The sequence below is a fragment of the Mesorhizobium sp. Arg314 genome (assembly GCF_053714275.1).
On record NZ_JBSKBP010000003.1, the window covers coordinates 267,224 to 282,956 of the forward strand.

The following is a 15,733-nucleotide window of genomic DNA, read 5'->3' on the forward strand; positions in this document are numbered from 1 at the left end:
TTGAGGATTCAAAGTCTTCCAATGCGGAGCCGATGCGAAGGTTCCGCCAAATCAATTAGTCGTCGCTGACGGAACAACGCCCTGCCGACGGCGTTTGCCCCGGGAGCTCTAATGTTCGACCTGCCGATGTTTCCGCCTTGGCGGAGGCAGGGTGGAGCTCGCTAACGCAACAGGAGAGAAATGATGAAAACCACCTTCATTCCAGCTGTCGCCGGCCTGGCTCTGATGGCCGGCATCGGCATCGCGGCCGCGGACGAGGTGATCGTCACCCCCGAGCAGCAGACCGTGGTCAAGGAATATGTCCACAAGCATCCGATCGCCTCGGTCAACGTGCTCGGCCTTGAGCTCGGCGTCGGCTCGACCGTGCCTGACACCGTCGAGCTGCAGCAGGTTCCGGACGTGAAGTATCGCTACGCGGTCGTCAACGACCACACGGTGCTGATCGATCCTGGCACGCGCCGCGTCATCCAGGTGATCCAGTAGCACCTGGCGGGCTGAAGGGCCCGATTCTCTCCCCGTCGCATCGGTGGGAGGATCGGGCTCTTCTGGTCTTCAGGCATATCGTTTAAGCTGAGCAGCGGTTTGGGAGGCAACGAAACGCGGTTGGAGGAATCGTTGCCATGCATCATCCACATGTCGAATCACCCGATGTCGTCCGCCAGGTCGACAGGTTGCTGGCCGAGCGCGGCGATGGGCTGCTGTCGGTGGGCCAGTTGATCGCGCTGCTGCGCGAGCGGACCGGAACCGATCGTTCCGACGCCGATCTGGCGGCATTGATTGCCAAGAAGGCCGCATATCTCGGCATCACGGTGCTCCCTGATCACAAATAAGCGATCAACCACCTTGCCGCAGGATGCGTTCGCGCGCCGTGTCTACACCCAAGACGCCGCCCGAAAATTCGGCTAATGTTCGCGCCGGGGAACCGTCCCAACCTTAGGAGGCGACAGTGACGGACGACAGGCACGAACGCATTCGCCAGCGCGCGCACGAGATCTGGGAGCAAGCCGGCCGGCCGGAAGGCGCTCATATGGAGCATTGGGACCAGGCGACAGCCGAGGTCGACGCCGCGGGCAAGCCGAAGGCGAAGAGTCCGAAGAAGGCGGCCGCCGCCAAGGTGGAAAAACCGAAAGCGGCAAAGGCCGAAAAGCCGGCCAAAGCGGACAAGCCCGCCAAGGCCAAGGTGACCAAGCCCAAAGCCAAGGGCTGAACCATTTCGGCGGCCGGTTGGCCGCCAGGCCTCCATTTGATCTGCGGGAAGGTGAGGGTGCGGCGGTGTCGCGCGCCTTCGATGATTCTGGTCGCCACCAGTCCTTAGTCGTGTGCAGAAGTAGCGGTTTCCAATATTGGAGATATTGAATGGATAAGCTTGGCGCCGGCGGGAGTTTACTGACTATCCCGGGTTATCCCTGTGTCATCCCGACAGCCGCGTCGCCGAACCGCTAGCGCCCTCCTTGCTTCCTGGCGTATTGCGCGACCGCGCAGAGGAGGGCAAGCGCGGCGGTATCGCAGGCGGCCCGCGACGGCGACGGACCCTTGGCGAAAAGGACCGCGTCCGCGACCGGAACCGTCAGGCCGTGCTTTCTGGCAAATGAGGTGACCTCGTAGGGCTGATCCTCGGGTAGTGCGCCGATGTCGATTTGCGGTTGCATCAAACGTGTTCCTCCCTGGTACGCGGCCATGCCCTCCTTCGCCTGAGAGGAATTAACGCCCGGCCGCTCACCCGCGTCCACCAATTGGCGATTGTGTGAAACGATGCATTTGTCGAGGCGCAGAGCCAAGGGTTGCAGCGGCATGATTGTTCGCTTTTCGGGCGGCCTGAGTTCTTCCCTTCTCCACAGCGGGAGAGGGGAGAATGCTCCTCACCACGCATCGCTCGACCTGGCAAACCGCACGCCTGCCACAATCATCGCGCTCTCGCATTCGCTGATCAGCCTGAGATTGCGCAAATACCGCGCCACCGTTTCCGGCAGCCAGGTGGCGCAGGCCTCGACATAGGCCCGGCCATGCACCAGCGTGCCGGTCGAAAGACGCTCGTCCTTTTCGGCGATCACTTTCAGATATTGCCGGATGAAGCGGATGTCGTCGGCGATGTCCTGGCTGGCCATGCGCCAGGCGCCGGCGAGGCGTTCGCGCTCGTGGGGCGCCAGTGGCGACAGCAAAGGGCGGGACAGGTCGGCAAAAGCGGCGTGGTTCGCGGTGTTCATGCAAATCCCTCGAAGGAAGGGAAGTATCGTACTTTATGTACGAAAAACGATCAAGCGGGATTCGTACAATTTGAACGATACGTCGCGCCTTGAGGCGAGGATCAGGCGGGGCGCATCGCAAAGCCTTCGAGCTGCGCGCCGATTTCGTCAAGCGCCCGCCCTAAAACCGACTGAACCATTTCATGCCTGTCCGGCTTGAGCAGGTTCAATCCCTTCCGCAATGCTTCCCGCCAGGCATCACCGCGCTCCCACGCTTCCGCGAGAGCCAGTGCAAGGTCATCCTGTCTGCGCGTTGTATCCAGCGCTTCGACCAGCAGGCCGGCCTGATGGAGGTCCTTCTCGCGCTTCGCAGCGGCGCTTCGCTCGCGGCGAGCCGCCACGATCAGCTTGTGGACGGCGAAGCGTTCGGGCGAGGGGACAAGCACCGGCACGCCGGAGCGATGGAGCAGCACCGTCCTCACCGGATCGCGGATCAGGAAATCGAGGAAGCGCAGCGGCTGCGCCGAAGCGCCGCCGAGCGAAGGCATCGGGCTCGCATGGTCGGCATGCTCGTCGCTGCCCCGGTTCTGGGTGAGGAATTCGATCCGGTAGCGCGAGGCGTTCTCGTATTGCGTCGTGCGGCCGGCATCCGTCCGGTGCGGGATCTCGCGAAACGTCGGGTCGACCGCCTTCAACACGCCGATGACCGGCGGCATGCTGTCCTCCACTTCGGCCGAAACGGAATGGAACTGCGCGAAGTCGGCATCGCCCGTCTGTAGCGCGGCGCCTGGAAGGCGCACACCCAGATATCCAGCATAGGTCTGGAAGGCGACGGTGCCGACAAGCACGGCGCGCAGCCGGAAGAGCCCGGCCTTTTCCAGCGCCTCGATGACATCGCCGGTGAAAGGTTCGGATGCGGTCAGGCCAGCATCGCGGACAAGCGTGGAGACCAGCTTGCGGCGGCTCCTGAGATCGTCCTTGATCTCCTTGAAGGCCGCGACCCGCATGGCGATCTCAGGATCCTCGGCCGGACCGACATAGCGCCTGGTCTTCTTGGGGCTGGTTTCCTCGAAGTACCAGTAGTCCCGGCCCTTCACCGGCACGCGCACGAAATTGCCCGCTGTCGAGAAATCCGTCTCGAAGGAGGCGTCCAGGCTGCGCTGCACCAGCTCGGCGTAGAGGGTGCGATAGGCGAGATCGATGGTCTTCATGGCCGCTCCCGGCTCGCGCGAAGCGTTATAAGATTCCTGCAGCTTTCTTATAATTGCGCGTCGTCAGCTTCGATTGCAAGATCGTTATAAGAAAATTGTGAAAATCTTATAACCGCCGGACTTGAAGGCCGTCCACGCCGTCGTCCAGTCCGAGACCGGCCGCGACTGGGAGAGCGGTCGCATGAGTGCCGTCGCCAGTCGACGCCACCTCACATATCGATCATCGACCTTTTCACCCGCCCGATGATCGTGATCGCGCCCTCCAGCTCCGGCGGCGGGATATCCAGATACGACGCCGGCTGGAATGGCGGATTGTCGTTCGGGCGCCAGCGCTTGTAGGTGGCCCGTCCCGTCTCGTCTGAAATGACGTAGCAGCCATTGGTCACCAGCCGCTTGTCGCGCAGGTTGACGAAGATGATCGAATCCGGCGGCGAGATCTTGTTCATCGACGGGCCGTCGACGCGCAGCGCGATCCATTCGCCTTCCTCGAGGTCGGCGGTGGGGATCGTCGGATAATCGGAAAGGTTGACCACGCTGTCCTGGCCGCCGAGCTCGCCGGCGCTGATCCACGACACGATCGGCACGTCGACGGTGACGGGCGAGGGCATGAGATTGACCGGAGCCGCCTCGGCGCCATCCGCGTCAAACAGCAGCCAGCCGGGGTCGACGCCGAACAGCCGGCCATATTTCTCCGCAGCTTTCCGAGACAATGGCCGGTTGCCGTTCTCGTGGCTGATCAGCGTGTTCTTGTTGATGTCGCGCAAGGCGCGCGCCGCATCGCTGGGCGAGGCATAGCCGGCCTGGGCGCGCGCCTGCTGCAATCTGTGCCGGGAATCCATCATCGTACAAAATGCCTGAAATTTATCGTCCAAAGTGTACGATTTCGCTTGCACGCCATTCGTACATAACGTACGCTTAGCGCATGAATGAGCATCCCGCAAGCATTTCCGCACTGCCCATGATTCCGGCGCCCACCATCGGCATGACGGCACGGCCCGCGAATATCTCGGAGCTGCCCACGAATATTTCGGGGCTTATCGATCGCTGGCACAGCATCGGCGCTTTCGCCGCCGATGTCGGCTGCGGCTACGAAGCCGCGCGCCAGATGCGCCGTCGCGGCCGCATCGCGCCGCAGCACTGGCCGCATGTGGTGGCAGCAAGCCGCCGGCTGGGCATTGCCGGCATCAGCTACGAATGGCTGGCCGGCCGTCGTGCCGCTGCCGCCATGCAAGGGGAGGCGGCATGAACGCGCTCCCGTCACCTTTGGAATTCCAATCGTCCGGACCGTCCTCCTCCCCGGTCCGGGCGCATTCCGGGGCGCTTGCCCCGGATCCGGTCGAACCGCCCGCACCCCGGTTCACCGGAACGGCCGGAGCCGCTCCTCCCCCGGCTCCGGCCCCCAATTCGGGCACAAGCTGCATCCGCACCGAGGACGGCACCGTCATCCTGTTCGACCGGGTAACCGGCCGGGCGGTGTCGGGCCTGACGCGGGCCGCCGCCGAAGCCGCACTCCTTCGACTGCTAGGCGCGGCCTGAACCCAACCCTTTCGCTCACCTGACCTGCGGCCTCGCGGCCGAACCCTGGCGCTTGGCCCGCCCGAGCCCAACCCTTCGCAACGCCGAGCCCTTTCACAAGCCCAAGCCTTAGCAATCAACGGAATGAGAAGATGGCAGCCGCCTACACCGAAAAGGAAATCGACGAGATCGCCGCCTTGCTGAAGGAGGGGCTTTCGGCCTCGCGCATCGCTGGCCGCTTCAGCGCGCTGCGCGGCTGCCCGGTCTCGCGCAACGCCATCATCGGCATCGTCCACCGCAACGCCGGCCTAAGCGCCATCGGCTTCGCCAACCCCAAAGGCGGCCGCGCCGGCGGCCGGCCAAGGAAACATGCGCGGCCGGACCGCCCAGGCAGGCGGGGCAGGGTGGCGGCTGGAGCGACGACGCTCTCCGAGCCGGCCGCGCTTGCCAGATGTGCCGAGTTGGTGGAGGGCCCCCGCGCCGGAGCTGCCAATCTCCCCCCTTGCGGGGGAGATGCCCGGGAGGGCAGAGGGGGGTGCTGTCCCGCCAGCGTACCCGTCCATGGGGTCGTCACGCAAACAGACCGCGTCCCCACTAGCCCCAAGCCCAAAAAACCCAAGCCGCGCAAACCCGCGCGCACTTTGCCCCCGGCCTGGCTCGCTCCCGGCGAGCGCGAAAAATCCGAAGCCCGGCGCTACAAACTCCCGGCGCCGCCGCCTCCTGTCGCGCCCGGCCGCCAGCCGCATGTCGCGGCGATGCGCTTCCTCGACTGCCTGTTCGGCCGCTGCCGCGCCCCGCTCGACCTCGGTTTGCGCGAAGAGCCTGAACACGACCCGCCCGGCGCGCGCCCCGGCCCGGACATGCTCTGCTGCGGCCTGCGCACGACAGGCACGCGCAGCTACTGCGCGCATCACCATGCGCGGTTCCATGGGCATCGCGGGAGGGGGATGTGAGGGTAGTGGAATGGCCAATCTCCCCCCTTGCGGGGGAGATGTCCGGCAGGACAGAGGGGGGTGCTGTCCCGCCGACCCTCTGTCTTGCCTATCCTCAATCTATCTAGTCGTAGCGTTGTCGTGCCTACAAAGGATTGGCGAGGCTGGCGTTCCTTCACACCCCCCTCTGCCCTGCCGGACATCTCCCCCGCAAGGGGGGAGATCGGACGTCGCCTCGGCTTTCGCAAATCGCCAGTGTTGCAAGAAAAGCGCCTGCGCCAAAGCTGCCAATCTCCCCCCTTTGCGGGGGAGATGGGGGTGCTGTCCCGCCAACCTCTCCAATTTCCGACACCCACAAAGGAACCCCGCCCCATGCCCCGCAAAGCAGCCAAGAAACCGCAACCTCCAAAGCTCCCCAAGGGCGAGGCCGAGCAGGTGCGCATCCGCCGCGAGGTCGGCCATGATTTCGCGCTGAAGGCCGACGCCTTCGGCCGCCAGCGCCTCACCGCCGGCACGGCGGAAGCGCGGCGCGTCTACGAGGTGTCGAATGGCGGCTACACCTCCACCGGCGGCGTCGTGCGCCTGCGCAATGTCGATCCGCTCACCGGCATCACCTCGCTCACCCGCCAGCAGCGCGAGGCCGGCCAGCGCTTTCGCGACGATTTCGAGCGCGCAGAGCGCCAAGGCCTGCAGCCGCAATCCTGGAGCGAGCGCGTCGACGCCAGCCGCATGGGCGGCGGCGTCCCGGACCTCGTGCTGTCAGCCGGTCGGACGCATGCCCATGCCGCAACTGCGCTCGCCCATTGGGAAGTGGCGGAGGTGGTGCGCAAGATCTGTCTCGAAGGCCAGTCGGTGAAGGCGCTCGCCGAACACAGCGGCGATGGGCGCGACGTGGTGGTAAAGTTGCTGAAGGTCGGGCTGGATTTGCTGGCGGTGCACTATGGGATGATGGGGCGGAAGGTGGGGTGAATATTAGAAAGTGCTGGTTGATCGCGGAATAACCATGAGATGAGATCGCTGCACCCAAGTTGGCGCAAAGTTCCTGTAAATGATAATTACCTCTAAAATGTGCCGGGTAGTGTTCCAAGGGAATGGGCGAGCGTGATTGCGACTGAATTGGCGGAAGGTTGGAAACTCTGGCGACTCTTGTCGGCTATTGCACTGGCGCCGGCGACCGGACCGTTGATCTACTGTTTCGGCATGCTTCTTGGTTCTGGTTATCCATACTCTGGCGCTGGACATATGGAAAAGCATTTTGACATCGTCCTTGCGTTGATGGTGCTGAGCTATCCGATAAGCATCGGCCTTGGCGCGTTGATCGTCGGCATCCTCTACTTCACAGGGAGGTTGACAGGCTGGAATTGCTTAGCATGGGCCTTGGTGATCGGGGCCGCGGCAGGATTTCTCTTCTCGTGGTTTGTCAATTCCTCAGACCTTGAAACCCCTCCGTCAGGAAGACTGATCGTTGCGGTGGCGTTCGCTGTAGTGGCTGGCCTGACCGCCCTGGTGTTCTGTCTGATAGCCGGATTGAAGATTAAGCAACCTGCTGGAGCGGAAGAAATGATGGGACGGAGGGCGCCATGACGAAACGGTCTTTGACCTATCTCGCCATTGTTCTGGTATCGGCCAGCATCGCGCCGCTTTCCTTCGGGCAGGCAGTCACACTTGCCTGGCTGTCTCAGTTCCCGGCGTGGCAGCCGGAGTTCGCGTCACTGCAGGTCCGCTTTTGGATATTCTTGTCGGTTGGCTTGATTGCGCTTGTGGTTGCTGCTGGGGTTATTCTGCGTTGGGTCCGGCAGCAGAACTGCGGGGATCGCTGAACCCGGGGCGACTGTCCCCAATCGCAGACGCCGGCGCTGCCCCTCATCCGCCTGCCGGCACCTTCTCCCCGTGAACGGGGAGAAGAGGGCTGGCCACGACGCCGGCGTTCATTCTCGACGCTGAAGATTGGCGAAAGCGGCGATGAAAGCCCTTTCTCCCCGTCACTATACGGGGAGAAATGCCCGGCAGGGCAATGAGGGGCGGCGCCGACCGACAGTCTTTGTCAGCGCGTTTCAACGCGGCGCCTCAAGCATCTTTCCTCAGCGGCTTCGGCTCAGTCTCCGGCACCCCCTCCCACCCAAACACACTCCGCCCGCCCAGCAAATGCGACTGGTCCATCTCGCCGGCTACAATCTCCTTCAGGCTCGGCCCCGTGACACACCGCTCCATCCGGCGCGACTCCCCGTCCAGCCTTCGCAGCGCCTGCAACTCCTCGTCTCGTCCGAGCCTTGCCTTGCCCACCGCCGATTTCAGCACCGCGATCGTCTCGTCATAGACCTTCAGCGGCACGGGGAAGGGGTGGCGGTCCTTGCCGCCATGGGCGAGCGAGAAGCGCGCCGGGTCGGAGAAGCGGTAGGGGGCGCCGTGCACCACTTCCGAAACCATGGCGAGCGCGCGCACCGTGCGCGGGCCGACGCCGGGCACCAGGAGCAGCTCCGGAAAATCCTTCGGGCCGCTTTCGATCGCCGAGGCGATGTTGCCGTGCAGGCGGCGCATGACGATGTCGCTTTCGCGCACGTCGTGATGCGCGGGCATGACGAGGTTGGGTAAGAGCGGCTGCGCGGCTGGCTCCATTTCCGGCTTAGCTCGTTCAGGCGGTGGTTCGAGCGCGGCAAGCTCGGTCAGGATCTTTTGCGGGCTCATGGTCTTGAGCAGCTCGATCTGGCCGCCGCGCGCTTTTTCGGCGCGATGGTCGGTGAGGTTGACGATCTCGCTCTGGGCTTCGCCTTCGATCGCCGCATGCGGCTGGTCGACGAAGCTTTTGAGCCCCTCCGACAGCCAGTGGTAGCGGCGCGCCTGGCGGGCGTCGCCGTTCATGCCTTGCTGCACCACCACCCAGCGCCCGTCATCGCTGACGATGAAGCCGTGCAGATAGAGGTCGTAGCCGTCCTGCACCGCCGCGCTATCCACCTTGGCGACGAGGCGGCTGGCGGTGGCGAGAGCCTCGCCGTTCAGGCCGACGCGCTCGCCGATGGCGATGAGCTCGCCCGGCGTCTTGCGCGAATGCGCGCCGCGCCCGCCGCAGACATGGATGCCGAACTCGCTCGCCATCGGGTTCAGGCCGCGCTTCAGCGCGCCGATGACCGAGGTGGTGATGCCCGACGAATGCCAGTCCATGCCCATCACGGCGCCGAAGGACTGGAACCAGAAGGGATGCGCGAGGCGGCGCAAAAGCTCGTCGCGACCGTAATGGTGGATGATCGCCTCGCACAGCACCGCGCCGAGCCTGGTCATGCGCTCGCCCAGCCATTTCGGGACCCGCCCGCCATGCAGCGGCAGGTCGGCGCTGCCGCTTCGCTGCGTCACGTATTTTCTCCGTGGATGCCGGTGAGTTAGATGGCATTTTGGTGGGGATTTGCAAGGCGGCGCAACTGCCGATCTCCCCCTGTGGAGGAGATCGGCCAGCCGACGGCCTCGTCAATAATGCCAGCCACCTAGTACCTGTAGTAGTACCCGTGGTGGTGCCTGTGGTGGTGCCTGTAGTAGTAGTGCCTATGGTGGTACCGGTGGTGATAGACGTAGTAATATCTATGATATCTGTAATGCCGGTAATGCGGATAGCGCACGACATAGCCGGGGTAGTCGTCATCGTAATAGCCGCGGTAGCCGCCATAGTACGGGCGGTAGAAAGGCGAGGGCCCGTAGTCGTCGTAATAACCGCCGAACGGGCTCATGCCGATGCCGAACAACACGCGCGCATCCGCCGGCGCGATCGTGGCTGCCGCCGTGGCAACGGCGATCGCCGAAGCAAGTAGTAGCTTTTTCATGGCAACCTCCTCCTGAAGGTTCACCCATGATAACGCTCAAGCCGGCGAAAGGTCGCGCCGACGTGCAGAATCAGCAAGATTTCAGGGCTTTGCATGCGCCGGGAGCGGTCCAGGCGCCTGGTGGGCGATCGCGCGGGGAGGCAAAACCACCCCGCGCGACAATGTAGGCTTAGTAGTTGTTGTAGTTGTTGTAGCCGTTACCGCACACTCGCACTTCCTCCACCACGCGGTGGTGGTGGCGCCAGTGGCTCACCAGTTCGGTGCGGCAATGGTGGCGGTGATGATAGCGAACCACATAGCCGCCATTGTTGTAGTAGTCGTCATTATAGACATGACGGTAATAGCGGTGCGGGTAATAGCCGCCATAATCGTTGTTATAGCCGTCATCATAGCCCGGGCCGATGCCGATACCGAGCTGCACGCCGCCGGCGCTGGCCGGCGCGATCGCGAACGCCGAGGCGATGGCGATCATCGAAGCAAGCAGAAGCTTTTTCATCGCTGCCTCCTCTTCACAATGGATGCCCCTTCGGCGGGTAAACGCTTTCGGGACGGGCGATGTTCCCGACAAAACGTTGCCGGGAAATCGCTGGAAGTCTGCCGGCGAGGAGCCGCCGCGCGCCACGACGAGAAAGCCCTTGGGCCATTTATTAGAAAATGTGCAACCGTCCGGCCCTGGCCGCGTTGCACGCCGGCGAAATATTACCGATCATCGGTCAGGCAAGCTGGAGGCTCGAGGTGGCGGCCAATCGTGGTAATGGGGTGGGTGCGTCGGAGCCGAGGCTGGCGAGCCTGCTCGCCGCTTCCAGGGGCCATCCGCGCACGGCGCTGCCGACGGTGGCGAGCGTGGTCACCACGGTCGCCGCGCTCTATTTCGGGCGCGAGGTGTTTTTGCCGATCGCCGTGGCGCTGCTGTTGACCTTCGCCATCGCGCCTGTCGTGTCCTGGTTGAAGCGCGCCGGCGTCCCGCGCATCGCGGCAGTCATCGCCAGCGTCGCCGGCGCCTTCGCCGCGCTTTCGCTGTTCTCCTTCGTCGTCGCCACCCAGGTCAGCGACCTCGCGCAGAACATTCCCGTCTACCAGATCAACATCCTGACCAAGGTCCGCGCGCTCAAGGAAAACGGCCTCGGCGGCGGCATCATCTCGCGGCTGAGCGGCGTCATCGAGCGTGTCGGCCAGGAGATCGACCGCCAGGAGCCGCAGCTGCCTTCGGCCGCCCAGGCGCCGAAGCGCGAGCCGATCCCGGTCGAGGTCGTCTCGCATGAAAAGCCGCTGGAGGTGCTTCAGAACCTGATCGGGCCGCTGATCAGCCCGCTCGGCTCCGCCGGCCTCGTCATCATCGTAGTCATCTTCATGCTGATGGAGCGGGAGGACCTGCGCGACCGCTTCATCAGGCTGGTCGGCTATGGCGACCTCCATCGCACCACGCAGGCGCTGCAGGATGCCGGCAAGCGCGTCGGCCAGTATCTGCTGATGCAACTGGTGGTCAACACCATCTATGCCATCCCCATCACCATCGGGCTCTGGGTGCTTGGCATCCCCAACGCGCTGCTTTGGGGCCTGCTGGCGCTGGCGCTGCGCTTCGTCCCCTATATCGGGCCGATCGTCGGCGCGCTGCTGCCGCTGTTCCTGGCGCTGGCGGTGGCGCCCGGCTGGTCGCTGCTGTTGTGGACCGCCGCGCTTTTCATCGTCGTGGAGCTCGTCACCGGCAATGTGATCGAGCCGTGGCTTTATGGCTCGCACACCGGCCTGTCGCCTTTGGCCATCATCGTGGCGGCGATCTTCTGGACCTGGCTGTGGGGGCCGATCGGCCTGGTGCTGTCGACGCCGCTCACTGTGTGCCTGGTGGTGCTCGGTCGGCATGTGCCGCAGTTCGAGTTCCTCGACGTGCTGTTCGGCAACGAGCCGGTGCTGGAGCCGCATGCCAGGCTCTACCAGCGGCTGCTTGCCGGCGATCCGGACGAGGCGACCGACCATGCCGAGGAGATGCTGGAGGAAAAATACCTGTTCCAGTTCTACGCCCAGGTCGCCATCCCGGCACTCTTGCTGGGCGAGCAGGACCGTGGGCGCGGCGTCATGGATGACGAGCAGCGCAGGCAGGTCGCCGACAGCGCCATGACGCTGGTGGCCAATCTCGACGATAGCGCCCAGCAGGAGGCCGAGGAGGAAGAGGCCGAGCAGGTCGCCGAGGCGGACGAGAAGGCAGCCGACAAGGAGGCGCGAGAGAAGAAGGCCCCAGAGAAGAAGGCCCCGGAGAAGAAGGTAGGTGATGACAAGCCTGCCGAGGAGGGCGCCGACGGGGATGAGATCGACCTGCCCGACGGATCGGGCGTCACCGTGCTCTGTGCTGGCGGGCGCGGCGAACTCGACGACGCCTCCGCCGCCATGCTGGCGCAGGTGCTGGAAGTGCAGGGCGCCTCGGTGTCGAAGGCGAGCTTCACGGACCTCGAACCCTTGGCGATCCGCCGTCTCGACCTGGAGGCCACCGACGCCGTCGTCATCGGCTTCCTCAACCGCCAGTCCACGCAGCACGCGCGCTTCATGGTGCGGCGGCTGAAGCGCATCAAGGCGAAGCTGCGCGTCGGCATCGTCTTTTGGTCGGAGGTCGGCAATCCCGACGACAAGGCGGCAGCCGAGCTGGCCGCAACCCTCAACGCCGACTTCGTCGCCTTCGGCATGGTCGACGCGGTGACCGGCGCGCTTTCCCACAAGGCGGCCATCATGCTGAAGCCCGCCCGCCGCCGACGCCAGCCGGCGCGCAGGAAGCAATTGCAGGCGGCGGAGTGAGGCGTGGCGCCCGCCGGTCGGCATGACAGTGAAGGATGAAAAACTCGCCGGGCCTAACCCTGATGCCCAAAGCCCACAAGGCCCGGCGAGATCTAAAACCTGATCCCCCGATCAGGACCGGCGGGAGGACACCGGCAATCTCTTCGGTGCAAGACTGATGCCAGCATTTGGTCCCGAAACGAGACAACGATGCCCTATGCCGGCGGCTTCGTCACCTTCAAGGCCGACAAAGGGCTGGCTCCGTGGGACGGATCGTCCATTAAGTGTTGCTAATGCGCTACAGCCCATTGCTGCCGGCAGCTATAAGGTTGCACATGCGGACCGACGAAGCCTTGAGGAGGACACCTTGAAGAAAATCTATGAGAAGCCTGTTCTGGCCAAGCGCGAAAAGCTGAGTGTCATCACTGCAAGGCCGTCATCTTCCATTCCAGTCTGATTTGGCCAGAAACCTGAAAGCCCGCCATCCGGCGGGCTTTTTGATTCGAGATGAAACGCGGCGGAAACCCGGGGGACCTTCCGCCGCCCGGCCAACGCCCTAAGCATCGCAACCCGTCGCCACATCGCCTCTCATTGTCGCATCGCCGCGTGCAACGCATGCGCTCATCAGCTATGCCGTCGCGAGCCAATCCCGGCGAACCGCAGGAGCCTTCGATGACCAGACCCACCATCCTCAAATTCGGCGCCGTCGAGCATGCCGAGGCCGGCGACCTGCCGGGCTGGGTCGTCGTCGAGGGCAGGCCGACCATGCAGACCGCCGTCCAGCACACCACCGAGGACGGCAAGGTGATGTCCGGCACATGGCGCGCCTCGCCCGGCACCTACCACGCCACCTACACCGACTATGAATTCGTCCACATGATCGCCGGCCGCATCGTCATCACGCCCGACGGCGGCGAGCCGGTCGAGGTCGGCCCCGGCGACGCCTTCGTGGTCGAGGCCGATTTCAAAGGGACGTGGAAGATCCTCGAGCCGGTGACCAAGCATTTTGTCGTTGTGGTGGGGTAAGGGGGCGGCTCAATCTCCCCCCTTGTGGGGGAGAAAGCATTTTCCTGCATTTGCGAGTGGGCTCGTCCACGAGCAAAGTGCTTGGAAAATGCCAGAGAGGGGATTTCCTAGGGCGCAGGCGTTCTTCACAGCTGGCGCTTTTCCCCTCACTTGCGATTTCTAACACTTAGCTTCGCTAAGATGTTGAAATCGCTTTCTCTCCCACAAGGGGAGAGATAGGGGCGCCGCCACTTATCTCCCCACCTTCGAAATCACCCTCTTCTCCACCTCCGGCTCCAGCGATTTCGCGAAGGGCGTGGCCATATGATGCTGGTCGCGGAACGCGAGCTTGCCGTCGATGAAGACGTGGCAGATGGTGGCGCTGCAGAAGCGGTCGGTGAGGTCGACATAGCTCGCATTGGGGACGCTGTTGACGATCTCTCGCTCCACCGCCGCCATCCGGTCGTTGGCGGCATAGGCGCGCGTCTGGTCGCAGCGCGAGGGCGTTTCGTCCCGCCAAAGCGCCCGCGCCACGCAGGTGTCGACATTCGCGTTGTTGAACGGCACGTCGCGGATGAAGGCGACCTTGAGGCCCGCCTTGCTGAGGCTGGTGAGCGTGGAGCGCAGGCCGGCCCGCCAGTCGGCGTCCTGGCTGTCCGTGGCGCCGCCGCGACCCGCCATCTTGCGGCCGCTGGTCACCGCCAGCTCCGAGATGACCACCAGCGCCGGCCTCGCCTCGATGATCTCGTCGATCGCTTGCTCGCGCCAGCGGTCGCATTCTGCGTAGGCGCGCTTGAGCTCGGCCGACCAGACGCTGATGCGCGAGGCGCGGCAGGAGTTCTTCAGCCAGGTTGCCACCCGGTAGCCTTTTTTGCGGCCCGCCTCGATCAGCGGCGTCGACCAGTGGTCGGCGTGGGAGTCGCCGAACAAGGCGATGACGCGCTGGCCATCGCCGAACACGCAGGGTTTTGGCGTCACCGTCTCGTAGTCCAGCACGCAGCCCGCTTTGGCGCGGGCCGTGGAAGGCTCGGCCGCGCTCGCGGCGATGATGCGCTGCTCCGGATCGAGGTCGCGCACGGCAAGCCTGGCGTTGCCATAGGCGGCTGCGACGCCGGTGCCGGTCAGGAGGAGGGCCGGCACCAGCGCCCGCGCCGCGTTGGCCATCAGCCAGCCGTTGCGACGGATCGGGTTCTCGATCAGGTGGTAGCTGAGGGTCGATAGCGCCAGCGTCAGCGCAAGGCAGAGCAGCCGCTCCGCCGCCGTCAGCTCCGGCGCCAGCATGCCGGCATAGACGATGACCGGCCAATGCCAGAGATAGAGCGAATAGGAGAGCTTGCCGATCCATTGCAAAGGCGGCAACGCCAGGGCGGCATTCACGCAATTCCATTTGGAATTGCGCGAGCCGTCCCTGGCGCCGGCCGCTCCCGCCTTGAGCAGAAGGACTGTGCCGGCCACCGGCAGAAGCGCCAGAAAGCCGGGGAAGGGAGCGTCCTGGTGAAAGGTGAGATAAGCGACCCCGATCATGGTCAGGCCGGCCAGGCTTAGCGCCCGCCCCAGCAGCGGGCGCTCCTGCAACAGCCGTGCCGGCGCCATCGATGCGAGGCCGCCGGCGGCAAATTCCCATGCGCGCAGCGGCGAAAAGTAGAAGGCCCAGGGCTGCGACACGCTCGTCAGCCAGGCACAGAGGACGAAAGAGACAAGGCCGACAACACCGATCGCAACGACGATGGCGCGCTTGCCGGGTTTCAACCAGGCGGCCAGCATCAAGAGCGCCGGCCAGGCGAGATAGAATTGCTCCTCGACCGACAGAGACCAGTAATGGATGAACGGGTTGCTGGTAGCGTCATTGGCGAAATAGTCGAACGACCAGCGGATCAGCCACAGATTGATCATATAGGCCGAGGCGAACATCGCGCCCTTGGAATAGAGCGCCTGCTCTTCCGGCGACAGGATGACGGCGCCGGCGGCAAGTGTCGCGGCGATGACGAAAAGTGCCGCCGGCAGCAGGCGCCGCGCGCGCCGGGCGTAGAAACGCAGGAGGTCGAGCCTGCCGGTCTCGGAGATCTCGGCGACGAGATGGCGGGTGATCAGATAGCCCGAGATGACGAAGAAGATGTCGACCCCGGCAAAGCCGCCCGGCAGCGCCGCCAGGCCGAAGTGGTAGGCCACGACGCCCGCCACGGCCAGTGCTCGCAACCCTTCGATGTCGGGCCGGAAATCCTGCGTCGATGCTGACACGAATACGAACCTCGTGAATGGTCGTTCGTATCCCGCCTGTTGCAAAGCCTCGTCCCTACGCGCCGATATCGCAATGC

The 15,733-nt window shown here is 64.4% G+C and carries 18 protein-coding genes; 10 read left to right on the plus strand and 8 right to left on the minus strand.

The genetic code is table 11. The features are described 5' to 3' along the window. The first annotated feature begins 183 nt into the window (after window positions 1-183). The 3 genes from ACWGS9_RS05305 (at window position 184) to ACWGS9_RS05315 (ending at window position 1,207) form a co-directional block, all read left to right on the plus strand. Window positions 184-483, plus strand: coding sequence for a DUF1236 domain-containing protein (locus tag ACWGS9_RS05305; RefSeq protein WP_320214513.1), 300 nt, complete (start codon window positions 184-186; stop codon window positions 481-483). A gap of 137 nt (window positions 484-620) precedes the next feature. After that, the gene (locus ACWGS9_RS05310; protein ID WP_320214512.1) at window positions 621-830 is read left to right on the plus strand and encodes a hypothetical protein; all 210 of its coding nucleotides are present in this window, start codon (window positions 621-623) and stop codon (window positions 828-830) included. A gap of 116 nt (window positions 831-946) precedes the next feature. Further along, on the plus strand, window positions 947-1,207 hold the full coding sequence (locus tag ACWGS9_RS05315) for a DUF2934 domain-containing protein (RefSeq protein WP_454504231.1): 261 nt from the start codon (window positions 947-949) through the stop codon (window positions 1,205-1,207). A gap of 232 nt (window positions 1,208-1,439) precedes the next feature. Here ACWGS9_RS05315 and ACWGS9_RS05320 read toward each other — a convergent pair whose 3' ends face one another. From ACWGS9_RS05320 to ACWGS9_RS05335, 4 genes are all read right to left on the minus strand, one after another. Then, window positions 1,440-1,793 carry a hypothetical protein gene (locus ACWGS9_RS05320; RefSeq protein ID WP_454504232.1) on the minus strand — a complete coding sequence of 118 codons (354 nt, stop codon included), beginning with the start codon at window positions 1,791-1,793 and terminating at the stop codon, window positions 1,440-1,442. 66 nt (window positions 1,794-1,859) lie between these two features. Beyond that, window positions 1,860-2,204, minus strand: coding sequence for a hypothetical protein (locus tag ACWGS9_RS05325; RefSeq protein ID WP_454504233.1), 345 nt, complete (start codon window positions 2,202-2,204; stop codon window positions 1,860-1,862). A 101-nt stretch (window positions 2,205-2,305) separates the two neighbouring features. After that, window positions 2,306-3,394, minus strand: coding sequence for a nucleotidyltransferase family protein (locus ACWGS9_RS05330; protein WP_454504234.1), 1,089 nt, complete (start codon window positions 3,392-3,394; stop codon window positions 2,306-2,308). A gap of 209 nt (window positions 3,395-3,603) precedes the next feature. Then, window positions 3,604-4,236, minus strand: a complete 633-nt coding sequence (locus tag ACWGS9_RS05335; RefSeq protein ID WP_454504235.1) for a LexA family transcriptional regulator — start codon at window positions 4,234-4,236, stop codon at window positions 3,604-3,606. 80 nt (window positions 4,237-4,316) lie between these two features. Here ACWGS9_RS05335 and ACWGS9_RS05340 point away from each other — a divergent pair, with 80 nt between their 5' ends. The 5 genes from ACWGS9_RS05340 to ACWGS9_RS05360 all read left to right on the plus strand — a co-directional run bounded on the left by ACWGS9_RS05340 (window position 4,317) and on the right by ACWGS9_RS05360 (window position 7,661). After that, window positions 4,317-4,640 (plus strand): hypothetical protein, encoded by a 324-nt coding sequence (locus tag ACWGS9_RS05340; protein WP_454504236.1) that lies wholly within the window; start codon window positions 4,317-4,319, stop codon window positions 4,638-4,640. 421 nt (window positions 4,641-5,061) lie between these two features. Then, window positions 5,062-5,862: a GcrA cell cycle regulator gene (locus ACWGS9_RS05345; RefSeq protein WP_454504237.1), complete on the plus strand. Its 801-nt coding sequence runs from the start codon at window positions 5,062-5,064 to the stop codon at window positions 5,860-5,862. Window positions 5,863-6,213: 351 nt separating this feature from the next. After that, window positions 6,214-6,810, plus strand: coding sequence for a DUF6456 domain-containing protein (locus tag ACWGS9_RS05350; RefSeq protein ID WP_454504238.1), 597 nt, complete (start codon window positions 6,214-6,216; stop codon window positions 6,808-6,810). A 132-nt stretch (window positions 6,811-6,942) separates the two neighbouring features. After that, complete coding sequence (locus ACWGS9_RS05355; protein ID WP_454504239.1) at window positions 6,943-7,425, plus strand: hypothetical protein; 483 nt, start codon at window positions 6,943-6,945, stop codon at window positions 7,423-7,425. After that, a complete protein-coding gene (locus tag ACWGS9_RS05360) occupies window positions 7,422-7,661 on the plus strand; it encodes a hypothetical protein (protein WP_454504240.1) in 240 nt (79 codons plus the stop codon). The genes ACWGS9_RS05355 and ACWGS9_RS05360 overlap by 4 nt, the downstream gene beginning before the upstream one ends. 247 nt (window positions 7,662-7,908) lie before the next feature. On the opposite strand, the gene ACWGS9_RS05365 is transcribed toward ACWGS9_RS05360, so the two are convergent. The 3 genes from ACWGS9_RS05365 to ACWGS9_RS05375 form a co-directional block, all read right to left on the minus strand. Continuing rightward, window positions 7,909-9,189, minus strand: coding sequence for a DUF763 domain-containing protein (locus tag ACWGS9_RS05365; protein ID WP_454504241.1), 1,281 nt, complete (start codon window positions 9,187-9,189; stop codon window positions 7,909-7,911). Window positions 9,190-9,317: 128 nt separating this feature from the next. After that, the gene (locus tag ACWGS9_RS05370; protein ID WP_454504242.1) at window positions 9,318-9,650 is read right to left on the minus strand and encodes a hypothetical protein; all 333 of its coding nucleotides are present in this window, start codon (window positions 9,648-9,650) and stop codon (window positions 9,318-9,320) included. A 169-nt stretch (window positions 9,651-9,819) separates the two neighbouring features. Then, a complete protein-coding gene (locus tag ACWGS9_RS05375) occupies window positions 9,820-10,146 on the minus strand; it encodes a hypothetical protein (protein ID WP_454504243.1) in 327 nt (108 codons plus the stop codon). Window positions 10,147-10,385: 239 nt separating this feature from the next. Here ACWGS9_RS05375 and ACWGS9_RS05380 point away from each other — a divergent pair, with 239 nt between their 5' ends. Both ACWGS9_RS05380 and ACWGS9_RS05385 read left to right on the plus strand, forming a co-directional pair. Further along, the gene (locus ACWGS9_RS05380; protein WP_454504244.1) at window positions 10,386-12,434 is read left to right on the plus strand and encodes an AI-2E family transporter; all 2,049 of its coding nucleotides are present in this window, start codon (window positions 10,386-10,388) and stop codon (window positions 12,432-12,434) included. 651 nt (window positions 12,435-13,085) lie between these two features. Continuing rightward, on the plus strand, window positions 13,086-13,439 hold the full coding sequence (locus ACWGS9_RS05385; RefSeq protein WP_454504245.1) for a cupin domain-containing protein: 354 nt from the start codon (window positions 13,086-13,088) through the stop codon (window positions 13,437-13,439). 231 nt (window positions 13,440-13,670) lie between these two features. Here ACWGS9_RS05385 and ACWGS9_RS05390 read toward each other — a convergent pair whose 3' ends face one another. After that, window positions 13,671-15,656, minus strand: coding sequence for an acyltransferase family protein (locus tag ACWGS9_RS05390; protein WP_454504246.1), 1,986 nt, complete (start codon window positions 15,654-15,656; stop codon window positions 13,671-13,673). Window positions 15,657-15,733: the final 77 nt, after the last annotated feature.